The organism is Brevibacterium casei CIP 102111, assembly GCF_900169275.1.
GTDB lineage: Bacteria > Actinomycetota > Actinomycetes > Actinomycetales > Brevibacteriaceae > Brevibacterium > Brevibacterium casei.
The window spans coordinates 1-21,181 of sequence record NZ_FXZC01000002.1 but is presented as its reverse complement, the minus strand read 5'-3'; the positions used below and the strand labels follow the sequence as shown (position 1 = coordinate 21,181).

The 21,181-nt window shown below is 67.7% G+C and carries 18 protein-coding genes; 8 read left to right on the top strand and 10 right to left on the bottom strand.

Going from position 1 to position 21,181, the window contains the following annotated elements:
• Window position 1: 1 nt before the first annotated feature.
• Genes recN through BC102111_RS03740 form a run of 6 tightly spaced genes read right to left on the bottom strand, consistent with a single transcriptional unit; the run spans window position 2 to window position 5,960 of the window.
• On the bottom strand, window positions 2-1,705 hold the full coding sequence (gene recN, locus BC102111_RS03765) for a DNA repair protein RecN (protein WP_101623646.1): 1,704 nt from the start codon (window positions 1,703-1,705) through the stop codon (window positions 2-4).
• The gene (locus tag BC102111_RS03760; RefSeq protein WP_009380021.1) at window positions 1,706-2,647 is read right to left on the bottom strand and encodes an NAD kinase; all 942 of its coding nucleotides are present in this window, start codon (window positions 2,645-2,647) and stop codon (window positions 1,706-1,708) included.
• Window positions 2,644-3,498, bottom strand: coding sequence for a TlyA family RNA methyltransferase (locus tag BC102111_RS03755; protein ID WP_101623645.1), 855 nt, complete (start codon window positions 3,496-3,498; stop codon window positions 2,644-2,646). The genes BC102111_RS03760 and BC102111_RS03755 overlap by 4 nt, the downstream gene beginning before the upstream one ends.
• Window positions 3,495-3,737, bottom strand: coding sequence for a hypothetical protein (locus tag BC102111_RS03750; protein WP_101623644.1), 243 nt, complete (start codon window positions 3,735-3,737; stop codon window positions 3,495-3,497). The genes BC102111_RS03755 and BC102111_RS03750 overlap by 4 nt, the downstream gene beginning before the upstream one ends.
• Complete coding sequence (locus tag BC102111_RS03745; RefSeq protein WP_101623643.1) at window positions 3,730-4,923, bottom strand: HAD-IIA family hydrolase; 1,194 nt, start codon at window positions 4,921-4,923, stop codon at window positions 3,730-3,732. The genes BC102111_RS03750 and BC102111_RS03745 overlap by 8 nt, the downstream gene beginning before the upstream one ends.
• Window positions 4,920-5,960, bottom strand: a complete 1,041-nt coding sequence (locus BC102111_RS03740) for a hypothetical protein (protein ID WP_101623642.1) — start codon at window positions 5,958-5,960, stop codon at window positions 4,920-4,922. Before BC102111_RS03740 ends, BC102111_RS03745 begins: the two co-directional genes overlap by 4 nt.
• 12 nt (window positions 5,961-5,972) lie before the next feature.
• Between BC102111_RS03740 and BC102111_RS03735 the strand changes: the two genes are divergently transcribed.
• The 3 genes from BC102111_RS03735 (at window position 5,973) to BC102111_RS03725 (ending at window position 10,753) form a co-directional block, all read left to right on the top strand.
• Window positions 5,973-7,001, top strand: a complete 1,029-nt coding sequence (locus tag BC102111_RS03735) for a hypothetical protein (RefSeq protein ID WP_101623641.1) — start codon at window positions 5,973-5,975, stop codon at window positions 6,999-7,001.
• Window positions 7,002-7,676: 675 nt separating this feature from the next.
• Complete coding sequence (locus BC102111_RS03730) at window positions 7,677-9,161, top strand: aldehyde dehydrogenase family protein (protein WP_101623640.1); 1,485 nt, start codon at window positions 7,677-7,679, stop codon at window positions 9,159-9,161.
• Between the two features lie 29 nt (window positions 9,162-9,190).
• Window positions 9,191-10,753, top strand: a complete 1,563-nt coding sequence (locus tag BC102111_RS03725; RefSeq protein ID WP_101623891.1) for a GMC family oxidoreductase — start codon at window positions 9,191-9,193, stop codon at window positions 10,751-10,753.
• A 141-nt stretch (window positions 10,754-10,894) separates the two neighbouring features.
• On the opposite strand, the gene BC102111_RS03720 is transcribed toward BC102111_RS03725, so the two are convergent.
• Complete coding sequence (locus tag BC102111_RS03720; RefSeq protein ID WP_146001391.1) at window positions 10,895-11,542, bottom strand: hypothetical protein; 648 nt, start codon at window positions 11,540-11,542, stop codon at window positions 10,895-10,897.
• A gap of 365 nt (window positions 11,543-11,907) precedes the next feature.
• Window positions 11,908-13,689 (bottom strand): BCCT family transporter, encoded by a 1,782-nt coding sequence (locus BC102111_RS03715; RefSeq protein ID WP_101623638.1) that lies wholly within the window; start codon window positions 13,687-13,689, stop codon window positions 11,908-11,910.
• A gap of 434 nt (window positions 13,690-14,123) precedes the next feature.
• Between BC102111_RS03715 and BC102111_RS03710 the strand changes: the two genes are divergently transcribed.
• From BC102111_RS03710 to BC102111_RS03690, 5 genes are all read left to right on the top strand, one after another.
• Entirely contained in the window at window positions 14,124-15,047 is a 924-nt protein-coding gene (locus BC102111_RS03710; RefSeq protein ID WP_101623637.1) for a LysR family transcriptional regulator, read from the top strand.
• Entirely contained in the window at window positions 15,047-16,147 is a 1,101-nt protein-coding gene (locus BC102111_RS03705) for a mandelate racemase/muconate lactonizing enzyme family protein (RefSeq protein WP_101623636.1), read from the top strand. The genes BC102111_RS03710 and BC102111_RS03705 overlap by 1 nt, the downstream gene beginning before the upstream one ends.
• A 103-nt stretch (window positions 16,148-16,250) precedes the next feature.
• Entirely contained in the window at window positions 16,251-16,526 is a 276-nt protein-coding gene (gene catC / locus BC102111_RS03700; protein ID WP_101623890.1) for a muconolactone Delta-isomerase, read from the top strand.
• 78 nt (window positions 16,527-16,604) lie between these two features.
• The gene (gene catA / locus BC102111_RS03695; protein ID WP_101623635.1) at window positions 16,605-17,474 is read left to right on the top strand and encodes a catechol 1,2-dioxygenase; all 870 of its coding nucleotides are present in this window, start codon (window positions 16,605-16,607) and stop codon (window positions 17,472-17,474) included.
• A gap of 148 nt (window positions 17,475-17,622) precedes the next feature.
• Window positions 17,623-18,468, top strand: coding sequence for an IclR family transcriptional regulator (locus tag BC102111_RS03690; protein WP_101623634.1), 846 nt, complete (start codon window positions 17,623-17,625; stop codon window positions 18,466-18,468).
• Here BC102111_RS03690 and BC102111_RS03685 read toward each other — a convergent pair.
• Complete coding sequence (locus BC102111_RS03685) at window positions 18,362-19,489, bottom strand: amidohydrolase family protein (RefSeq protein WP_101623633.1); 1,128 nt, start codon at window positions 19,487-19,489, stop codon at window positions 18,362-18,364. The genes BC102111_RS03690 and BC102111_RS03685 overlap by 107 nt on opposite strands.
• 52 nt (window positions 19,490-19,541) lie before the next feature.
• Complete coding sequence (locus BC102111_RS03680; RefSeq protein WP_101623632.1) at window positions 19,542-20,843, bottom strand: MFS transporter; 1,302 nt, start codon at window positions 20,841-20,843, stop codon at window positions 19,542-19,544.
• Between the last annotated feature and the right edge of the window lie 338 nt (window positions 20,844-21,181).

Sequence of the window (21,181 nt, the reverse complement as noted above, 5' to 3'; positions counted from 1 at the left end):
CTCATGTTGCCGCAGCGGCACCGGCCTTGACCTGCCGCGCGGAGTCGAGGAGTTCGGCTGCGTGGGCCTTCGCCGAGGCGGAGTCCTCCATCCCGGCGAGCATGCGGGAGAGCTCGACGACCCGGTCGTCCTCGCTCAGCTCCCGCACGCCCGAGCGCACGGTCTCCGCGTCGTCGTCCTTGACGATCGTCACGTGCGTGTCGGCCCAGGCCGCGACCTGCGGCAGGTGGGTGACGACGATGACCTGGGCATGGCGGGCGAGCTTGGCCAGGCGTCTGCCGATCTCGACGGCGGCGCGACCGCCGACGCCGGCGTCGACCTCGTCGAAGACGTAGGTGGGCACACCGTCCTCGGCGGCGCGGACGACCTCGATGGCGAGCATGACGCGGGAGAGCTCACCGCCGGAGGCGACCTTGGCGATGTCGTCGCCGGTCGAGGAGTCGTGCGGGGCGAAGGTGAGGCGGATGTCGTCGAGGCCGTGGACGGCGGGTTCGCGTTCGGTGATCTCGAAGCGCACCTGTGCCTTGGGCATCGACAGGGCGGTGAGCTCCTCGCTCACGGCGGCCGAGAACGACTCCGCGGTCGACCGGCGCAGCGCGCTCAGGGCGGCGCCGGCCTCGCGCATGGCAGCCTCGGCGGCCTCGAGTTCGCCGTCGAGCTGGTCGAGGTCGCGGTCCTCGGCTTCGAGCTCGGTGAGTTCGGCGGCCGCGCGGGTCTCGAAGGCAAGGACCTCCTCGACGGTCTCACCGTAGGGGGCCAGTGAGCCGAGTTCGGCGCGTCTGGCTTCGGTCTCCTCGAGCGAGGTCTCCCCCAGCTCGTCGAAGCCCGAGAGGTAGGAGCTCAGCTCCGCGGCGGCGTCGGAGAGGCGCAGCACGGTGTCGGAGAGGCCCTCGCGGATCCGGACGAGTTCGGGGTCGGAGGACTCGACGTCGCTGAGTGCGCTGATCGCCTCGTGGACCCGGTCGACGGCGGCCCCGGTCTCGTCGATGTCCGAGCCGAGCAGGAGGTCATGGGCACCGCCGACGGCGCGGGTGATGTCGGCGGCGGCGCCGAGCTTCGCGGCGAGTGCGCTCAGCGCCTCGTCCTCGCCGGGGACGGGGCGGACGGCGTCGATCGCGTCGAGGCAGCCCTGCAGCCAGAGGATGCGCTCGCGGCGGGCGGCGGTCGAATCCTTGATCCGCTGGACGCGGGCTTCGGTCTCGCGCCAGTTCTCGAAGGCCCGCGAGTACTGTGCGGCCGCCTCGGCGAGGTCGGGTCCCCCGGCGGCGTCGAGGAGCCGGCGCTGGGAGGCCTGGCCCTTGAGTTTGAGCTGTTCGGACTGGCCGTGGAGGGTGATGAGGTCATCGGCGATCTCGGAGAGCACCCCGATCGGCACGGTCCGGCCGCCCGCTGTCGCCCGGGCGCGGCCCTTGGCGGCGACGGTGCGGGAGATGATCGCCTCGTCGTCGGCACTGCCTCCGGCCTCCTCGATGCGGGTCTGCACGGTGCCCGGCACCTCGGTGAAGATGCCTTCGACCTCGGCCTTCTCCGCGCCTTTGCGGACGACCCCGGCTCCGACCTTCTCCCCCATGAGGAGGCTGAGGGCGGAGACGAACATCGTCTTGCCGGCGCCGGTCTCACCGGTGACGACGGTGAAGCCGGGGGCGAGTTCGACCTCTGCCTCGGCGATGACGCCGAGGTGGGAGATGCGCAGTTCGGAGATCATTCAGCCTCCTTCGATCGGTCCCCGCCATCCGGAGACGGGCAGGCGGAACTTCGCGACCAGCCGGTCCGTGAACGGACCGGTGTGGAGGCGGGCGAGCTTGATCGGCGATTCCGAGCGCTTCGCCTCGACGCGTGCCCCGGCGGGCAGTTCGAGGGCGCGGCGGCCGTCGCACCAGAGGACCGCGGCGAAGTCGGGATTCGACGGGGAGATCTCCACGCCGAGGCGGGAGTTCGGGTTGACGACGAGCGGTTCGGTGAAGAGCGCGTGGGCGGAGATGGGGACGAGGAGGAGGGCCTCGACCTCGGGCCAGACGATCGGTCCGCCGGCGGAGAACGAGTACGCGGTCGACCCGGTCGGGGTGGCGAGGATGACGCCGTCGCAGCCGAACGCGGAGACCGGGCGGGAGTCGACGCCGAGGACGACGTCGATCATCCGCGCCTTCGAGGTCTTCTCCACGGTCGCCTCGTTGAGCGCCCAGGCCGAGTAGATCTGCTCTCCCTCATGCCACACGGTGACGTCGAGGGCGAGCCGCTCCTCGACGAGGTAGTCGCGGGCCGAGGCACGGTGGACCGCCTCGGCGAGGTCCTCCCTCTCGCTCTCGGCGAGGAATCCGACGTGACCCAAGTTGATGCCCATGAGGGGGACGCCGGAGCCGTGGAAGCGTTCGGCGGCGCGGAGGATCGTGCCGTCGCCGCCGAGGACGATGACGAGTTCGCACTTGGACTTCCAGGTCGCGAGCTGGCTGGCGCTGATGATCACGCAGCGGGAGAGGAGGTCCTGGTGGACGTCGGGGTACGAGCTGCGGGAGGAGATGTCGAGGATCTCCTCATCGAGGACGACCGGAGTGATGCCGTCGTCGAGGAGCGCCCTCCACACCTGCACGGCCGCCACCGCGGAATCCTCGCGGTTCGGGTGGAGCAGCACCATGATGTACCGGCTCACGACTCTCCTTCCAAACTCTGGGCTTCCATGTTCTGGGCCTGCATGATCGCGTCGAGGCGGTCGGGGATCTCCGCCGTGACGAGCCTATCGGACGCACCCGGGTTGGATTCGGGTCGAACACGCAGGAAGTACTCGCGGTTTCCGCTCGGGCCCGGCAGCGATGAGGCGGCGATGTCGCTCACGCGGGCGCCGTTGTGGGTGATCGCCTCGAGGACGGATTCGACGGCGCGCCGGCGGTCGGCGGGCCTGGTGACGACGCCGTGCTTGTCGAGGACGGAGCGGGCGAGTTCGAACTGCGGTTTGACCATGAGGAGGAGTTCGCCGCTGGGGCGGACGACGCCGAGCAGTGGTGCGACGAGCAGGCGCAGGGAGATGAACGAGACGTCGGCGACGACGAGGTCGACCCTGTGGGCGGGGACGTCGGAGTCTGCGAGATCGCGGAGGTTGAGGCCTTCGCGGACGTGGACGCGCGGGTCGTCGCGCAGGGTCGCGGCGAGCTGGTCGTGGCCGACGTCGACGGCCCACACCTCATCGACACCGCGGCTGAGGAGGACCTGGGTGAACCCGCCGGTCGAGGCTCCGGCGTCGAGGGCGGTGAGCCCGTCGAGGCGGTCGATGCCGAAGTCGTCGAGCGCGCCGAGGAGTTTGTGGGCGCTGCGCGCGACCCAGGGGTCGGGATCGCTCACGGTGATCTCGTCGGTGTCGGCGACCTCAGTGGACGGTTTGGTCGCTGGAGTGCCGTTGACGCTCACGCGCCCGGCGGCGATCTCGCGGGCGGCGCGGGAGCGGGAGGGCAGCAGACCGCGGTCGACGAGGGCCCGGTCGAGTCGGGTCCCGCCCGGTCGGCTCACAGGGAGCCCACCTGCGTCTCGAGGTCGTCGAGGAGGGCGGAGAGTGCCGTGTGGCGTTCGGCGGCCGGGGCCTCGGCCGTCTCGGCGAGGCCGCGCTTCCACGCTTCGGCGGGAATCTCCTTGTTGACACTGCCCGGGGTAGGGGTGTTGCCCGGGGTGGGGGCTCCGGGGGTCGGCTGGTTGCCTGGGGTGGGGGCTCCGGGGGTCGGCCGGTTGCCTGGGGTGGGCGTGTCAGTCATCGATCCTCCTCGGCAGGTTTCCCGGCTCTATGCTCTCACCTGCGTCGATCGCCTTCCAGGCCAGCCGCAGCGCCGCTTCGATCGCCGCCGGGTCGCTCAGCTCAGCCTCGGCGAGATCGATCTCTCGGCCACCACCAGTCCCCCGCGATTTGCTGGTGGCTGCACCGAGGTCCGCGGACGATTTCGGCGCATTCTCCTCGGCAGAGTGACCAGGGAATCGCATCGTCGCGGCCTGCACGCTTCCACCGTCCCCGTTTGCGGTCGGAGAATGGTGGTCGACGGGCCGATTCTGCGTTTTCGCCTCGGTTTTGCGACCACTGTCGGGCGCGGTGGAACCGACCGGCCGACTCGCCGCGGCCTCGAGGACGCGCGGAAGGTCGGCGAGTGTCGGGAGGATGAAGGTCGGGCGGTGGATCGGGTCGGCGGTGAGCGCATCGTGGAGGTCGTGAACGCCGGTGAGGACGAGCGCGGTGTCGAAACCGGCGCGGTTGCCGCCCTCGATGTCGGTGTCGAGGCGGTCGCCGACCATGAGCGGTCGCCGAGCGCCGAGCCGCTGCCCCGCATGCGTCATGACATCCGGGGAGGGTTTGCCGACGATCCGCGGCTGCCGGTCGGTGAGGCGGGCGAGCATGTCGACGAAGGCGCCGTTGCCGGGGACTCGGCTGGCGCGGCCGACCATCGAGTAGTCGGGGTTCGTCGCCCACCAGTCGAGACCGGTCGCGATCGCCTCGGCGGCGCGGACGATGCCCGCGTAGTCGATGTGCGGGTCGAGGCCCTGCGCGAGTGCGACCGGTTCGTCGGCGAGCGAGTCGACGATCGTCAGTCCGGCCTCGGTCAGTGCTGTCGAGAGTCCCGTCGTGCCGATGAGGAGGATCTTCGCCCCTGTGCCGTACTCCTCGCCGAGGCGGGCCGCGAGCACCTGCGAGGAGGTGATGACCTCGTTCGGCTCGGTCCGGATGCCGAGGTCGGAGATGTGGTCGGCGACCACCTCGGCGGTGCGGGTCGCGTTGTTCGTCACATAGCCGACGGGGATGCCGCGGTCGTGGAGACCAGCGATCCCCTCGACGGCGCCGGGGATGGCGTCGGGGCCGTGGTAAACGACGCCGTCGAGGTCGAAGAGGACGCCGTCGATCGGCGTCCCCGCGGGGACGCCGAGGTCGCGGGCCCGCTCAGCGCCCGGTGTCACCGATCTCCGTTCGCCTGGTCCGATCCCTTCGGGTCGTCGGCAGCATCGGCGGTGTCAGCGTCAGCGGCGTCGGCCGCGTCAGCGGCGTCGGCCGCGTCAGCGTCGGCGGTTTCAGCGTCGTCGTCCGAGCCGGCGTCGGCCTCGGCGAGGATCTCGTCGAGTTCGGCCTCGATCTCGTCCTCGGAGACCTTGACCTTCTTCAGTTCCTTCTCGGAGACGTGCGTCTTCGCGGACTTCGCCGGCGCGGCTGCCGAATCCTCGGCTGCGGCCTGGTCAGCGGCGGCTTCGTCAGAACCCGCATCGGTCGCACTGCCGTCGGCCGGGGCGTTCGAGTCGTCCTCTGCGCCGGAGGTGGCAGAGGCAGCAGATTCGTCAGAGTCATCGGAGTCGACGGAAGAAGCCGAGTCGACGGAGTCGACAGAGGATGCAAAGTCGTCAGCACGCTCCGCGTCGTCGGCCCCAGCGGTGTCGTCACCCTGACCACCGGTCTCCGCAGGTGCCTCGCCCTCAAGTTCCTCGTCGGGGATCTCTTCGATGGTCTCGATCTCGACGCCGAAGTTCGGGTCGGGCTCCTCATCGCCGAACAGGGTTCCCGTGGCCTTCGCCGTGCGGCGGGAGAGCTCTTCGTACTTGTCGGCGAGTTCGGTCTCACCGTGGAGGCGCAGCACCTCGGCGTAGGCGGCCATCAGGCGCACGAGGGCGCCGCTGGGCCGCTGGGTGAAGTCCTCGGCTTCGATGAGCCTGCGCGCGGCGTCGATGTCGCCGAGGTCGGACTTGGCTCCGGCCGCAACGATGACGAGTTCGGTGCGGGTGTCGTTGTCGAGCTCGGCTTCCTTCGACCATTCGAGGAGTTCGAGGGCCTTCTCCGGTTTGCCGCGACCGCGTTCGGCGTCGGCGATGAGCGCGATGTTCTCATTCGAGCCGGAGATGCGACGGTGGGTGCGCAGTTCGCGGACGGCTTCGTCGTACTTCTCGACGTGGTAGGCGGCGATGCCGAGTGCTTCACGGACGAGGCCGACGCGACCGGCGCGGGCCATCGCGGTCTTCGCGTGCTCATAGGCGCGTTCGGGATCGACGTCGAGGAAGCCGCCGGTCGCGACGAGGTGCTTCGCGACGGTCTCGGCGTTCTCCTTGTCGAGCGAACGCAGCTGGCCGCGGATCTCCTTGTCGAGTTCCTTGCCGGTGATGTCCTCGGGGATCTCGGGTTCCTGGAGGCGAGGGCGGCGAGAGCGCTGTTCCCGCGCGTAGTCACCGGTGTCGGTCGCGCGGGAGGCGCGACGGTCGTTGTTGTTCCGACCGTAGCCGCCGCGGTCGCCTTGGTATCCGCCGCGACGGTCGTCGTCGCCTCGGCGGTCCCCGCGGTATTTCCCGCGGTTGTCGTCTCGGCGGTTGCCGCCGCGGTAACCGCCCTGACGGTCATCGTCACGGCGATTGCCCTGGTAGCCACCTCGACGCTCACCGTCGTTACGGCGATTGCCCTGGTAGCCGCCTCGGTTGTCATCGCGACCTTCTCCGCCGCGGTAACCACCCTGACGGTCGTCGTCCCGGCGGCCCTGGAATCCTCCACGACGATCGCCGTCACGGCGATTGCCCTGGTAGCCGCCTCGGCGCTCACCGTCATTGCGACGGTCCCCGCGGTAACCACCCCGGTTGTCATCGCGGCGATCTCCACCGCGGTAGCCGCCCTGGCGGTCGTCGTCCCGCCGGCCCTGGAATCCTCCACGACGATCGTCGTCACGGCGATTGCCCTGGTAGCCGCCTCGACGCTCACCGTCGTTTCGGCGGTCTCCGCCGCGGTAACCGCCCTGGCGGTCGTCATCGCGTCGGCCCTGGAATCCTCCACGACGATCGTCGTCGCGGCGATTGCCCTGGTAGCCGCCTCGGCGCTCACCGTCATTGCGACGGTCCCCGCGGTATCCACCCCGGTTGTCATCACGGCGATCTCCGCCGCGGTACCCGCCCTGACGGTCGTCGTCCCGACGGCCCTGGTAACCGCCCCGACGGTCATCGTCGCGGCGATTGCCCTGGTAGCCGCCTCGGCGGTCGGAGTTTCGCGGCCCGCGCTCACCACGCGATGACGGAGAGTCCTGTCGACGATTGCGACTGCCTCCGCGATTGTCGTCGCCCGAGCGGCGGTTGTGCTGGCTGTCTCGCGAATCCCCTTGGGCCACGATTCTCCCTATAAAGACTTTTCAATGATTCTGCCCCATTCTAGTCCACGACCGCCTCAGACTCCCTGTGGGCGCGGACACGTCGGACCAGTCATCTTGCCGTGCAGCCCCGCGATTTCGGGGCTTCCCACCTCGGAGTCCGCAGGAAGTGCTCTGTTAGACTCGTCGCGAACCGATCAGTGAGCCCCGAGCATGGGGCGACCACCCATTCGCACGCAGTCAGTGGGGTACTCATGGCCGCAGAGACGACAGATGTCGTGAAACTGCACCTGCGTCGGAATCCTCGCGGCCACCGCTGTGTCGGATCAAGCCGCCTCCGTGTCGGACCAGACGGCATCACCCCCGCCTTCGCGAACTCGTCGGGTGTGCAGGCCTGCCTCGTCCGGTCACCCGCCTCGGCGCCCTCGCCCACGACGACCGCCTCGGCGAGCATCGCTGTCCACCCCGGTGACGGTTCACCGGACGGACCGCTCCTGCGCACCCCGCTGAGGACTGCCCCCGCCATCGGCACAGACCGCTGGCGGCTATGATCGCTGTCCGCACGACCGCACTCGAACGATCGCATCAGGAATAGGAGACATCGTGCCCAACACACTCTTCATCGATGGCAAGTGGGTCTCTGCCCAGGACGGCAGGACCCGCGAGATCCACAACCCTGCCGACGACACGCTCGTCGCCGTCGTCGACGAGGCGAGCCCGGCCGACACCGAACTCGCGATCGCCGCCGCGCGCCGCGCCTTCGACTCCGGCGTGTGGTCGAGCAGGCCCGCGAGCGAACGCGGTGACTTCCTGCTCCGCTTCGCCGCGGTGCTGCGTGAGCGCAAGGAGGAGTTCGCCGTCGCCGAGTCCCTCGACACCGGCAAGCGCATCGTCGAGTCGCGCATCGATATGGACGACATCGCCAACTGCTTCGACTACTTCGGCAAGCTCGCCGCCAACGATGCCGGACGCATCGTCGACGCCGGCTCGGACTCCGTCGTCAGCCGCATCTCCTACGAGCCCGTCGGCGTGTGTGCGCTCATCACGCCGTGGAACTACCCGCTGCTCCAGGCCGCGTGGAAGATCGCCCCGTGTCTGGCCGCCGGCAACACGTTCGTCCTCAAGCCCGCCGAGCTCACCCCGCACACCGCGATCATGACGATGCAGGTCATGGAGGAGCTCGGGCTGCCCGCGGGAGTCGGCAACCTTATCCTCGGCGCCGGTGCCGACGCTGGTGCCCCGCTGTCGACGAGCGAGGACGTCGACATGGTCTCCTTCACCGGCGGGCTCGTCACCGGTCGCCTGCTCGCGGCCAATGCCGCGGCGACGGTGAAGAAGGTCGCCCTCGAACTCGGCGGCAAGAACCCCAACGTCGTCTTCGCCGACGCCGACCTCGACGCAGCCCTCGACAACGCCCTCAACGGCGCGTTCGTCCACTCCGGCCAGGTCTGCTCGGCCGGTGCCCGGCTCATCGTCGAGGACTCGATCGCCGAGGAGTTCGTCGACAAGCTCGTCGAGCGCGCCTCGCAGATCCGCCTCGGCGGGCCCTTCGATCCCGATGCCGAGACCGGACCGCTCATCTCCGCCGCCCACCGCGACAAGGTGACGAAGTACGTCGAGAAGGGCATCGCCGAGGGCGCGCGCGTGCGCTGCGGCGGCAAGTGGGGCGAGGGCGAACTCGAGAACGGCTACTACTACCTGCCGACCGTCCTCGACAACGTCGAACGCGGCATGTCCGTCGTCTCCGACGAGGCCTTCGGTCCCGTCGTCACCGTCGAGACGTTCTCGACCGTCGACGAGGCGGTCGCGACTGCCAATGACACGATCTACGGTCTCGCGGGCGCCGTGTGGACCCAGGACGCGGGCAAGTGCCAGGAGGTCGCGGCGAAGCTGCGCCACGGCACGATCTGGATCAACGACTTCCACCCGTACCTGCCGCAGGCCGAATGGGGCGGCTTCAAGCAGTCCGGCTTCGGCCGTGAGCTCGGACCCACCGGCATGGCCGAGTACCAGGAGGCCAAGCACATCTACCACAACCTCGAACCCGCCGTGACCGGTTGGTTCCCCGTGCACACCGAGAGCGAATGATCGCAGCGAGAGCGAAGAAGGAGATTCCCGTGGACACCACCCACAGCTTTGACTACGTCGTCGTCGGAGGCGGATCGGCCGGAGCCGCCGTCGCCGCTCGCCTGAGCGAGGATCCCACCGTCACCGTCGGTCTCCTCGAGGCCGGCCCCACCGACGTCGACGAGGACGTCATCCTCCGCCTCAACCGATGGATGGAACTCCTCGAGTCCGGGTTCGACTGGGACTACCCGATCGAGAAGCAGGAGCACGGCAACTCGTTCATGCGCCATGCGCGGGCGAAGGTCCTCGGCGGCTGCTCCTCCCACAACTCGTGCATCGCCTTCTGGGCGCCCAAGGAGGATCTCGACGAGTGGGAGACGAAGTACGGCGCGACCGGCTGGGGTTCGAAGGACACCTTCGGCCTGTACAAGAAGCTTGAGAACAACGAGCTCCCCGGCGACCACCACGGCCATGACGGTCCGGTGCGCCTGATGAACGTGCCTCCGGTCGATCCCTGCGGCATCGCGCTCCTCGAGGCGTGCGAGCAGGCGGGCATCCCCACGGTGCAGTTCAACGAGGGCGAGACCGTCATCAACGGTGCGAACTTCTTCCAGGTCAACCGCAAGGACGACGGCACCCGGTCGTCCTCCTCGGTGAGCTACCTCCACCCGATCCTCGATCGGGAGAACCTCACGATCCTCACCGACACCCAGGCCAAGGAGATCGAGTTCGACGACGAGAACAACGCCACCGGCGTCCTCGTCGTCAACAACGCCTTCGGCAAGACGCACCGCATCGAGGCGAAGAAGGAGGTCATCGTCTCCGCGGGTGCGATCAACACCCCGCAGCTGCTCATGCTCTCGGGCATCGGACCGAAGGACCACCTCGCCGAGGTGGGGATCGAGTCCCGTGTCGACGCTCCCGGAGTCGGGGAGAACCTCCAGGACCACCCCGAGGGCGTCATCTCGTGGGAGGCGAAGAAGCCGATGGTCGAGGACTCGACGCAGTGGTGGGAGATCGGCATCTTCTCCCCCACCGAGGACGGGCTCGACCGCCCCGACCTCATGATGCACTACGGGTCGGTGCCCTTCGACATGCACACTGTGCGCCAGGGGTACCCGACTTCCGAGAACACGTTCTGCCTCACTCCGAACGTCACGCATGCTCGCTCGCGCGGCACGGTGCGTCTGCGCTCGTGCGACTTCCGCGACAAGCCGCTCGTCGATCCGCGCTACTTCACGGATCCCGAGGGCCACGACATGCGCGTGATGATCGCCGGCATCCGCAAGGCCCGTGAGATCGTCTCGCAGGATGCGATGTCCGAGTGGGCCGGCCGCGAACTGTTCCCCGGCACCGACGCCCAGACCGACGAGGATCTCGAGGACTACATCGTCCGCACCCACAACACCGTCTACCACCCGGTGGGCACGGCGAAGATGGGCGCTCCCGACGACGACTCGGCTCCGCTCGATCCGCAGCTGCGCGTCAAGGGCGTGAACCGTCTGCGCGTCGTCGACGCCTCGGCGATGCCGGAGATCACCACCGTCAACCCCAACATCACGGTGATGATGATGGGCGAGAAGTGCGCGGAGATGATCAAGAACGGTCAGTGAGCCTGTTGGTGGTCTGAGGCGCATTTAGGTCCCCTGCCTAAAACTGATCATCAGGAGTCAATACTGACGCCGACATACGTCAGGGCTGGTCACGAGCTAAGAACGACTCGTGACCAGCCCTGCTTGTCATTCCCCGAGGAATCAAACGGCCCCAGGAGTTGCTTTGTCAATCTCGCGCATGAAGCGGCGAAGCCCGGTTCGAGCCGATTCGCTCAGCCCAAACTGGTATAGGCGACGAAATCGATACGGCTCAACCGCACCCTCCGCGACAGGCCTGAAACATGCTCGGAGCGCGGCAAAACTCTCAAGTGCCTTATCGCCTTCAAGGTCGTCGTATTCCCGGAATCCGTCTGCTAGCGAGCGACGGACGCTCAAGGCCGCAAGCCACGTGACGACTCCCAGTGCGATTGTTGCCAAGCCGCACAATACGTACACGCCTATCCCAGCGAACATGACAGCGTACTCAAAGGTATTTTCTGGATCGACCGAGTAGTAGACGACGATCGCGAAGAGGAATGCTGACATCGACATCAAGAGAAGAACTGCAAGTTGCAGATCACGACCAGGCACCAATCGACTGACCATTGCAGCCTCTATAGCCGCACGACTGACCGCATAGCCGGCCTTTCCCAAACCAGTTCCGTCATCGATCTCCTTCAAAGCCTCCAATTCGCCTTTGAAGGCGCTAACCCTGTCACTTACCCGACTGGGACGGAACCAGTGGAAGACCTGCGCTACCACTCCAGCAATCACTGAAGAACCAAGAACAATTCCTGCGATCTCAAACATGCGGAGAACGTACCAATCGGCACCGACATGAAGAGAACGATCGGTCCACGCGAGCATGCCAGTCGCTCCAGATGTTGTCCCGACTGTAGTGAGAGCTCGTGGTGAAAATAGAGCATGGGATTCGTTCCGTGCGCTGCTTGTTGAGAGACCCCAGTTCGACTTACTTCCGATGCCTGTTGGGACCACAGCAGAGGGCCGGGCGCACACCACATTCGGTGAGCGACCGGCCCTCTTGCGCGACTGATTCACTTTTCGCCGGATCGGTCGGTTCGAAACCCGACCATCTCGGCGGAAAGTGACTCACAACGGCGCGGCTGGCCTGCCGCCCCGCTGCCCGGCGCAACCTCCCCCGCCGGAGGCGCCCCCTACTCCCGCTGGGGCCGGGTCTTGCTGCCGGTGCGACTGGCGAGCGTGCTCTGCCGCTTGGGCTTCGCCTTCGGGGCGTCGACGTAGGGGTCGCGGAACTCCGGCGCCGGCTCGTCGGCCTCGGGAGCGACGACGGTCTCCTCCGATGCGTCGTACTCGTCGTTGAAGGCATCGTCGTCATCGGCCCTCCGCTCGGCCTCCTCCGGCGGCAGCACCTTCTTCCACCGGCGCATGCGCACCCGCGGCGGCTCGCCCGCGTCCTCGCGCAGCGCACGCATGAGCGCGTAGATCTGGAAGTAGGCGATGACGAAGAACGGCAGCCCGACGAGGATGATCGTCGACTGCAGCGCCTCGAGGCCACCCGTCCCCGAGAACACGAGGAGGGTCGCGGTGACGACGGCGATGGCAAGCGCCCAGAAGATCCGCTGCGCCAAGGGGTTGAAATCCTCGTGCCCGTTGTTCATCGTGTCGACGACGAGCGCCGCCGAGTCGACGGAGGTGACGAAGAAGATGACGACGAGCATGATCGCGATGACCGAGATCGGACCGGCCAGCGGGTAGTTCTCGAGGAACGCGAAGAGCGCGCCCGGAATGTCGCCCTGATTGACGACGCGGTCGACGAGACCGCCGCCCTTGTTGAACTCGATGTCGAACGAGGCGTAGCCGAAGACGCCGAACCAGATGATCGAGAACGCCGAGGGGATCGCGAGGACGCCGATGACGAACTGCCGGATCGTCCGTCCGCGCGAGATGCGGGCGATGAAGATGCCGACGAACGGCGACCACGTGATCGTCCACGCCCAATAGAAGACCGTCCAGCTGCTCTGCCACCCGGTGTCGGCGAACGTGTCATTCCACAGCGCCAGCTGCGGCAGCTGCTGGATGTACGTGCCGAGGGACTCGAAGATCCCCCGCGCCATGAACAGCGTCGGCCCGACCACGATGATGAAGATGAGCAGGAGCACGGCGACGACGATGTTGATGTTCGAGAGCACCTTGATGCCCTTGTCGAGACCGAGCGAGACCGAGATCGTCGCCAGCCCGCAGACGACCCCGATGATGATGAGCTGCCACAGCGCGTTCTCCGGGATCCCGAAGAGCTGCGCGAGTCCCCCGTTGATCTGCAGGGTGCCCAGTCCGATCGAGACGGCGACGCCGAAGACGGTGCCGATGATCGCGACGACGTCGATCGTCTTCCCGATCGGCCCGTGGATCCTCTCACCGAGGATGGGCTGGAAGATCGAACTCACCCGCGGCGGCAGGTTGCGCTTGTGGATGAAGTACGCGAAGCACAGCGCCGGCAGCGTGAAGATCGTCCATGTGTGCAGGGTGAAGTGGTAGTACGTGAAGTTCATCGCGTCAGCCGCGGCCTCGACCGTGCCCGGTTCGATCCCGGTGCTCGCCCGGGGCGGATCGCCGAGGTGGCTGACCGGTTCCGCGACACCCCAGAACATGAGGATCGACCCGATGCCCGCGGCGAAGAGCATCGCGAACCACGCACCGTTGGAATGCTCGGGCGGTTCGTCGTCGGGTCCCAGCTTCGCCCGTCCGTAGCGGGATGCGGCGATGTAGATGAGGAAGACGAGGAAGACGGTGACGCCGAGGATGTAGAACCATCCGAGGTTGCGCAGCAGCCAGTCGGAGGCGGCGGAGACCCCGGTGTCGAGGGCGTCGGTGAAGAGGATCGTTCCGAGGACGAAGAGAATGATCACAGCGGCTGAGGAGAAGAAGATGACCGGGTTCGTCCTCAGCCTGAGAGCATCGTGCAGACGGTTGAGCATGCGCTGTACCTTCCATTGATGTGTGCTCACCACGCTATCGAAGTTCGCAGATATGACAACAACGCCGATTGCGGCCATGGCACGCCCAGCGCCCACCACGACCGCCGAGAATGCCCAGATCACGGGCTCAGCGCGCCCCGTAGCACCCTGCAGGATCGCCACCCGACTGCAGTGATCGCAGGCGGTGTACGCGCGCCGGGAGTACACACTGCGCGCCGCTCGCGTGCCCCGCGATTGATAACATCAGCGTCTCAATCGAGACGTAATCGGCTCTTTAAGTCATCCGTGATCGGGCCTACTGTGACTACTGACAGCACCGGCCGGCGTGGCGTCGAACCAACGGCCCCGAACCACAAGCCTCGAACCACCGGCCCGACAGCGCAGCCTCGACGGAGAGGGAGACCGATGACGATCGCACCGATGAGCGTGGTCCCATGATGATCGAGACCCGCCAGCTGCAGTACTTCGCCACCGTCGCCGAGGAACGCCACTTCGGCCGTGCCGCGGAGCGGCTCAACCTCGCCCAGCCCTACCTCTCGCAGCAGATCAGGAAGCTCGAACGCCAGCTCGACACCACCCTCCTCAACCGCACCACCCGCTCGGTGTCTCTGACGGAGGCGGGCAAGCACCTCCTCGACGAGGCCCGCCGCGTCCTCGCCGACCTCGAAGCCCTCGGCACCGAGGTCCGGCTCATCGGCGACGGTCTCCAGGGTCCGCTGCGGCTCGGCTTCACCGGGTCGACGACGTACGGGATCATGCCGCAGGTCGTCCGGCGGACCGCCTCGGCGGCACCGGCACTGCGGCTGACCGTCAGCGGCGAGATGATCACCCCGCGCCTCATCACCCGGCTCCTCGACCACACGATTGACATCGCACTCCTGCGGTCGAACTCGCGGATCCCGGGGCTGACCTACGCTTCGCTCGGCTTTGAATCCTGTGTCCTCGCCGTCCCCTCCGACTCCCCACTGGCCGACCATGAGACCGTCCCCGCCGCCGAGGTGGGAGCGCACGCCCTCGTCGGCTACCCCGAGAACTCGGTCATGGCGGCCGCGACCCAGCGGCACCTCTCAGCGCACTCCGCCCAGCCCGAGTACACGGTGCGCGCCTCGGAGACCTCGACCCTGATGTCGCTCGTCGCCGCCGGACTCGGCGCCGCCGTCATCCCGCGCACCGCCACCGCCCTCGGCCTGCCCGGGGTCCTCTTCCGCGAGCTCAGTGACGCCCCGCGCACCGAACTCGCCCTGGCCTGGCGCAAGGACGAGGACACCGCCGCCATCGTCCGGATGTCCGACATCATCGCCGAGGTGGTCGCCGACGTCATCGACGACCCGGCCTCCGCCGAGGAGGCGAGCGCCTGATGCGCATCACCGCCGTCGAGACGATCCCCTACCGGATCCCCATGCGCAAACCCCTGCGCTTCGCCAGCGGCGAGGTCGACCACATCGAGCACGTGCTCGTGCGCCTGCGCACCGACGACGGGCTCGTCGGCACCGCCGACATCCCGCCCCGCCCCTACACGTACGGGGAGACGACCGACTCCGTGACCGCGATCATCGGTGGTGTCTTCGCCGAGGCGCTGCTCGGCGCCGATCCCCTCGACCGTGCGCTCATCCACGCCCGCCTCCACCGCACGGTCGGCAACCAGACAGCGAAGGGCGGCATCGACATCGCCCTGTGGGACCTCATCGGCCAGGCCCTCGAGACCCCGGTCCACCGCCTCCTCGGCGGGTTCGCCCCCTCCCTCGAGGTCTCCCATATGCTCGGCTTCTCCCCCGCCGAGGCGGTCGTCGACGAAGCCCTCGCCTGCGTCGAGTCGTACGGGGTGCGGGCGTTCAAGATCAAGGTCGGCCGCCGTCCGATCTCCCTCGACGTCGACGTCGCGATCGCGCTGCGCGAGGCCCTCGGACCCGAGGTGCTCCTCTACCTCGATGCGAATCGCGGGTGGACGGCGAGCGAGGCCCGCCGCGTCCTCGAGGCCACCGCCGACCTCGACCTGCGGTTCTTCGAGGAGCCCGATGATGCCGCCGAGGTGCTCGCCCGCAGGTCTCTCGTCTCCGCCTCACCGATACCGATCGTCGCCGACGAATCGGCGTCCACCCTCGGCGAGGCGGCCCGGGAGATCCATACGGGAGGGGCGAGCGCGCTGTCGATCAAAACGGCGCGGACCGGGTTCACGGAGTCAGCGAAGATCCTCGCATTCGCCGAGGCGCTCGGCATCGACGTGCTCATGGGCAATCAGATCGACACGCAGCTGGGCAGTGCGGCGACGGTGACGTTCGGGGCGGCGTTCGAGCATTCCTCGCGGTATCCGGCGGAGCTGTCGAACTTCCTCGACATGGGCGATGACCTCATCGCCGAGCCGCTGACGATCGTCGACGGTCGCCTCCCGGCCCCGACGGTGCCCGGCGTCGGGACTGCGGTCGATGAGGACAAGCTCGCCCGCTACCGCCTCGACTGACCCTGCAGCTGCGCCCGCTGGCGTCCGATCCGACGACTGCGACCCTGACCACCGACCCAACCCCCGACCACCGACCGACGACGAACCGCAATTGGAGGCGATGATGCTCTACCTCGTGAGGATGGATGTGACCCTGCCAGAGGGTCTGAACCCGGAGGAGAGAGCCGAGCTGCTCGACCGGGAGAAGGCCTATTCGCAGGACCTGCAGCGCGACGGCAGGTGGAAGGAGATCTGGCGGGTCGTCGGCGAGTACGCAAACTACTCGGTCTTCGACGTCGCCGATCACGACGAACTCCACGGCCTCCTTGCCGGGCTGCCGCTCTTCCCGCACATGCGGATCAGCGTCACGCCGCTGGCCACGCATCCCTCCCACATCTGACCACTATCCCACCACCCGACCACGCACCCACCACCCGAACCGCCGGCAGAGCCGGCTCGTCACAGAAGAGGAACAGCAATGTCTGAGAACAGTTTCACCGAAGAGGTCACCGCCAGGGCCGCGGATTCCGGGGCGAACGCCTCGGCGCGGTTCCAGGAGCGTCAGGCCAGGGCGGCGGGCGGAGTCGTCGACCACGAGCGGGTCGCTCTGCTCGCCGGGAAGGCGGTCAAGGCGCTCAACGACCTCGTTCTCGAGGAGCAGGTGACCTATGAGGAGTACAACGCGTTCAAGGCGTGGCTGATCAAGGTCGGCGAGGAAGGCGAATGGCCGCTGTTCCTCGACGTGTGGCTCGAGCACTCCGTCGAGGAGGTCGCCAACCAGGACCGCGAAGGATCGAAGGGCACGATTGAGGGCCCGTACTACCTCGAGGGCTCACCGGAGCTGCCATGGAACGGAACCATCCCGATGCGCCCGGACGAACCGGGCACACCGTTCGTCTTCAAGGGCCAGGTGACCTCGACCGACGGCGCTCCCCTGCCGGGGGCGAAGCTCGAGCTCTGGCATGCCGACAATCTCGGCTTCTACTCGCAGTTCGCGCCGGGGCTGCCCGAATGGAATCTGCGCGGCACCTTCGTCGCCGACGACGAGGGTCGGTATGAGATCCACACGATCCGGCCTGCGCCCTACCAGATCCCCACCGAGGGAGCGTGCGGCCAGCTCATCGAGGCGGCCGGATGGCACGCGTGGCGTCCCGCGCACATGCACTTCAAGGTCCATGCGCCGGAGCATCAGCTCATCACCTCGCAGCTCTACTTCCCCGGCGATCCGCACAACGAGGACGACATCGCCTCGGCGGTCAAGCCCGAGCTCATGCTCGATCCCCAGCCGAACCCGGACGAGGAAGGCGAGATCACCGTCTACGACTTCGTCCTCGACCCGGCCCGCTGAGAAGGCCCGTCGCTGAGGAGGCGTCCACGACCGCGGCCGCGGCAGCAGCTCACCGAGCTGCTGCCGCTCAGCCATGTCACCGCCTCGGCGATGCACCACCTCGGCGAGTGACCACCCCACGATTCCGACGTCTGATGGGAACTGAACGATGATGGAGAACCTCGACCTGCGGGCGGTGCCGAGCACGTTCATCCAATCGATCGATCGTGCGCTGATCATCCAGAAGATCCTCCGGGACTCCGTGCCGCTGCACCTGCAGGAGATCTGTGCGCGCACGTCCCTGTCGCCGTCGACGTGCCATCGCATCCTGCAGATGCTCGTCTACCGGGACTTCGCGACCCAGCTCGATGACCGACGGTACACGGTCGGGCCGGCGGTCACGGCTCCGCTGCCGGTCTCCGATGATCTCGACGCACTGCAGGAGAGTGCTCGGCCGCGGATGGATCGCCTCGCGGAGGAGGTCGGCGAGACCTGCCACCTCATGGTGCGCACGGGCAGCACGGTGCGTGTCCTCGTCTCGAGCCCGGGCAGCCTTGAACCCCGCGTGGGCAGTCGGGAGAACGCCGTCCTGCCGGCGGCGACGACCTCGGGCGGTCTCGCGCTGCTCGCGCAGATGCCCGACGAGTGGCTCATCCGGGTCTTCTACCTCCAGCAGGCGGGGCGTTCGTCACCGGTGAACGAGCACTTCCCGACGGCCGCGGACTTCCAGCGGACCATGGAGCGCATCCGTCGCGACGGCTTCGCCCAGGTGTCCGGGCTGACCGAACGCGGCGTCGATGCGTTCGGGATCGCACTGCGGGGCGCCGAGGCGGTCGCGCCGGTCGCACTGAGTGTGGCCGCCCCGACGGTCAGGGCGGCCACACTTTCGTCCTCGGTGACGCGGGAGGCTATCCTCCGATGCGCTGCGGAGATCGAGGAGCAGGCTCCGCAGACGCAGGGTCAGGCGCAGGCCGGGACTCAGGCTGGGATTCGGACCGAGCCGCAGCCTCGGTGACGGTGCGGATGGGGGCGGTCGGCGAGGTGCCGTCGGCACCGCTGCCCGACTCCAGACCGAACAGTCGTGCCGCGTTGCCCGAAGCGATCTTCTCCTTGTCCCGGTCGTTGAGCTCGACCGCGTCGAACCACCGTGCCGCCTCCTCCATCGACTCGAACGGGTAGTCGGCGGAGAACATGATCCGGTCGGCGCCGACCTCCTGGATCGCGTTGAGCAGTGCGGGCGTGCGGAAGTTGCCGCTCGTGGTGAGGTAGAAGTTCGTCCGCAGGTAGTGGCCGAACGAGTGCTCGACGTCGAGTCCGCGCGGTGCCACTGCGAGCCGGTGATCGGTGCGCCAGATGTTGAAGGGCAGCAGTTCGCCGAGGTGGCCGAGGATGATCCTCACCCCTGGGTGCCGGTCGAAGAGGCCGGAGCCCATGAGCCGCAGCGCGTGCGTGCCGGTCTCGACGGAGAACGCCCACGAGGAACCGTAGAGCCAGGGATGCCCGTCGTACTGGGGGCTCTTCGAGACGAGCGGATCGCGGGGGTGGAGGTAGACGGGAACGTCGAGTTCGGCGACGGTGGCCCAGAAGTCCTCGTAGCGTGGGTCGTCGAGGTAGACGACCGTGTTCTCGTCATCGACCTGGGAGAAGCCGTTGATGAGCGCCCCGAGGAGACCGAGTTCCTTGACCGATCGTCGCAGCTCCTCCGTGGCAGCATCCGGGTCCTGCATGGGGAGGGCAGCGAAGGAGGCGAAGCGGGCGGGGTTCACCGCGACCTGGTCGGCGGCGTAGTCGTTGAGGCGGTGGGCCCAATCGACGGCGTGAGCCCGATCGTGGAGCGACTGGATTCCCGGCGCGAGGAGGGAGAGGATGACCTTCTCGATCTCGAGGTCGTCCATCTGCTGCAGGCGGGCCTCGTGGATGTCGAGCAGCGCTGCTCGCCGGGCCGGCCACGCGTCGGGGGTGAAGTGCTCGGCGGACTGCTCGACGATGTTCGGGTCGGAGGCGCCGAAGTGCTCTTCGAGGGCGATCTTCTTCATGGTGTTCTCTGCTCCTTGCTGGTGGTGGTGCGGGTCGTGGGGCGTCGTCGCCTCAGGGCTGGGAAGCGGCGGGTGCGGCGGAGGTCCGGTCATCGGCGTTCGCGGCGACGGTGGGCAGCGCGGCTCGGCGGATGACGACGATGAGGATGACCATGACACAGGCGGCGAAGAGCGCTCCCCCGGCGAAGGCCGAATAGACCGCAGCGACACCGGCGGCAGTGCCGATGAGCAGACCTCCGGTCTGCGGGGCGAGAACGGCGCCGAGGCGGCCCACCCCGAGTGCCCATCCGAGGGCGGTTCCGCGGATCGCCGCGGGGTAGGTGTTGTTGATCGCGCCGATGATGAGGCAGAGCGACCCGTGGGTGCCGATGCCGGCGACGACGAGCAGCAGGTAGGTGACGAGGGTGGGCAGTTGGTCGGAGATCATGATGACCATGGCGATCCCGGTCAGGGCTGTGGCCACCGAGGCGGCGGCGAGGGCTCCGAAACGCGTGCCGGCCCAGGCGGTGAGGATCGACCCGATGACCGCGCCGAGGTTGAGCGAGAGAGTGAAGGTGAGCGCGGATCCGAGGTCGTAGCCCTGGGTTTCGAGGAGACGGGGAAGCCAGGTGCCGAGCCCGAACCACACGAAGAGCACGGCGAGGGCGGAGACGGCGAAGAGGGCGGAGATCATGGCGTAGCCGCCTGTGAAGAGGGTGCTCGTCTCCTTGCGTGCGGATTCGAGGCGTCCTTCCTCCTGCCCGCGTGTTGGCAGATACTTCAGGGCGAAGGGGATGATGAGCAGGGAGACGAGGGTGAGGAAGAACATCCAGCGCCAGCCGAGGGTGGGGATGACGATGAGGCCGGTGAGGGCTGCGAGGACGCCGCCGACGGGCACGCCGGACATCATGATCGTCGCGACTGTGGCGCGCCACCGGGGTGCGACGAGGCCGGCGACGAGCGCGTTCGAGCTCGGCAGCAGTCCGCCGAGGCCGACTCCGGCGAGGAAGCGGAGGATGCCGAAGAGGATGGGGCTGTCGACGGCTCCACAGAGGGCGTTGAGGCAGGTGAAGAGGATCGTGCAGACGATGACGGTGCGCTTCTGGCCGAAGCGGTCGCCGAGGCGGCCGCCGGCAAGAGCGCCGATCATCATTCCGACGAATGCCAGGGAGCCCAGCGTCCCGATCGACGCGTTCGTCAGTCCCCACCCGGTGGTTTCGATGAGCGAGGTCTGGACGGTGCCGAAGACGATGAGGTCGTAGCCGTCGGAGACCACGAGCAGCCAGGCCACGAGGATGGCCATCGTGGGCACGACTTTCGCCGTGGTGGTGGATGTGGGTGCGTCGGGTCGGCTGTGACCGGTCGGGTTGCTCATGTCCGTCTCTTCTCGATTCCTCACCGTTGAGGTGTGCGGCAGTATCTCTGCGACGAGTTGGACGTTACGGAGGAAGCGACGGATGGCCACGCGGATCTGCGTCCAATTCCATATCGTGAAAAACCACGGTCACGGCAGTGGTCGTGAATGCAGAAAAGGGGGACCCTCACCAGGTCCCCCCACTCCCCCACAGGCTCCTACCCGTGAATGTAAAAAGTGGGGGCACCCCTTCGAAAAGGAGTGCCCCCACCAACAATTATTGCGGCAGTCACTTACTCTCCCACAACCACCAAGTTGCAGTACCATCAGCATGACATGGGCTTAGCTACCGGGATCGG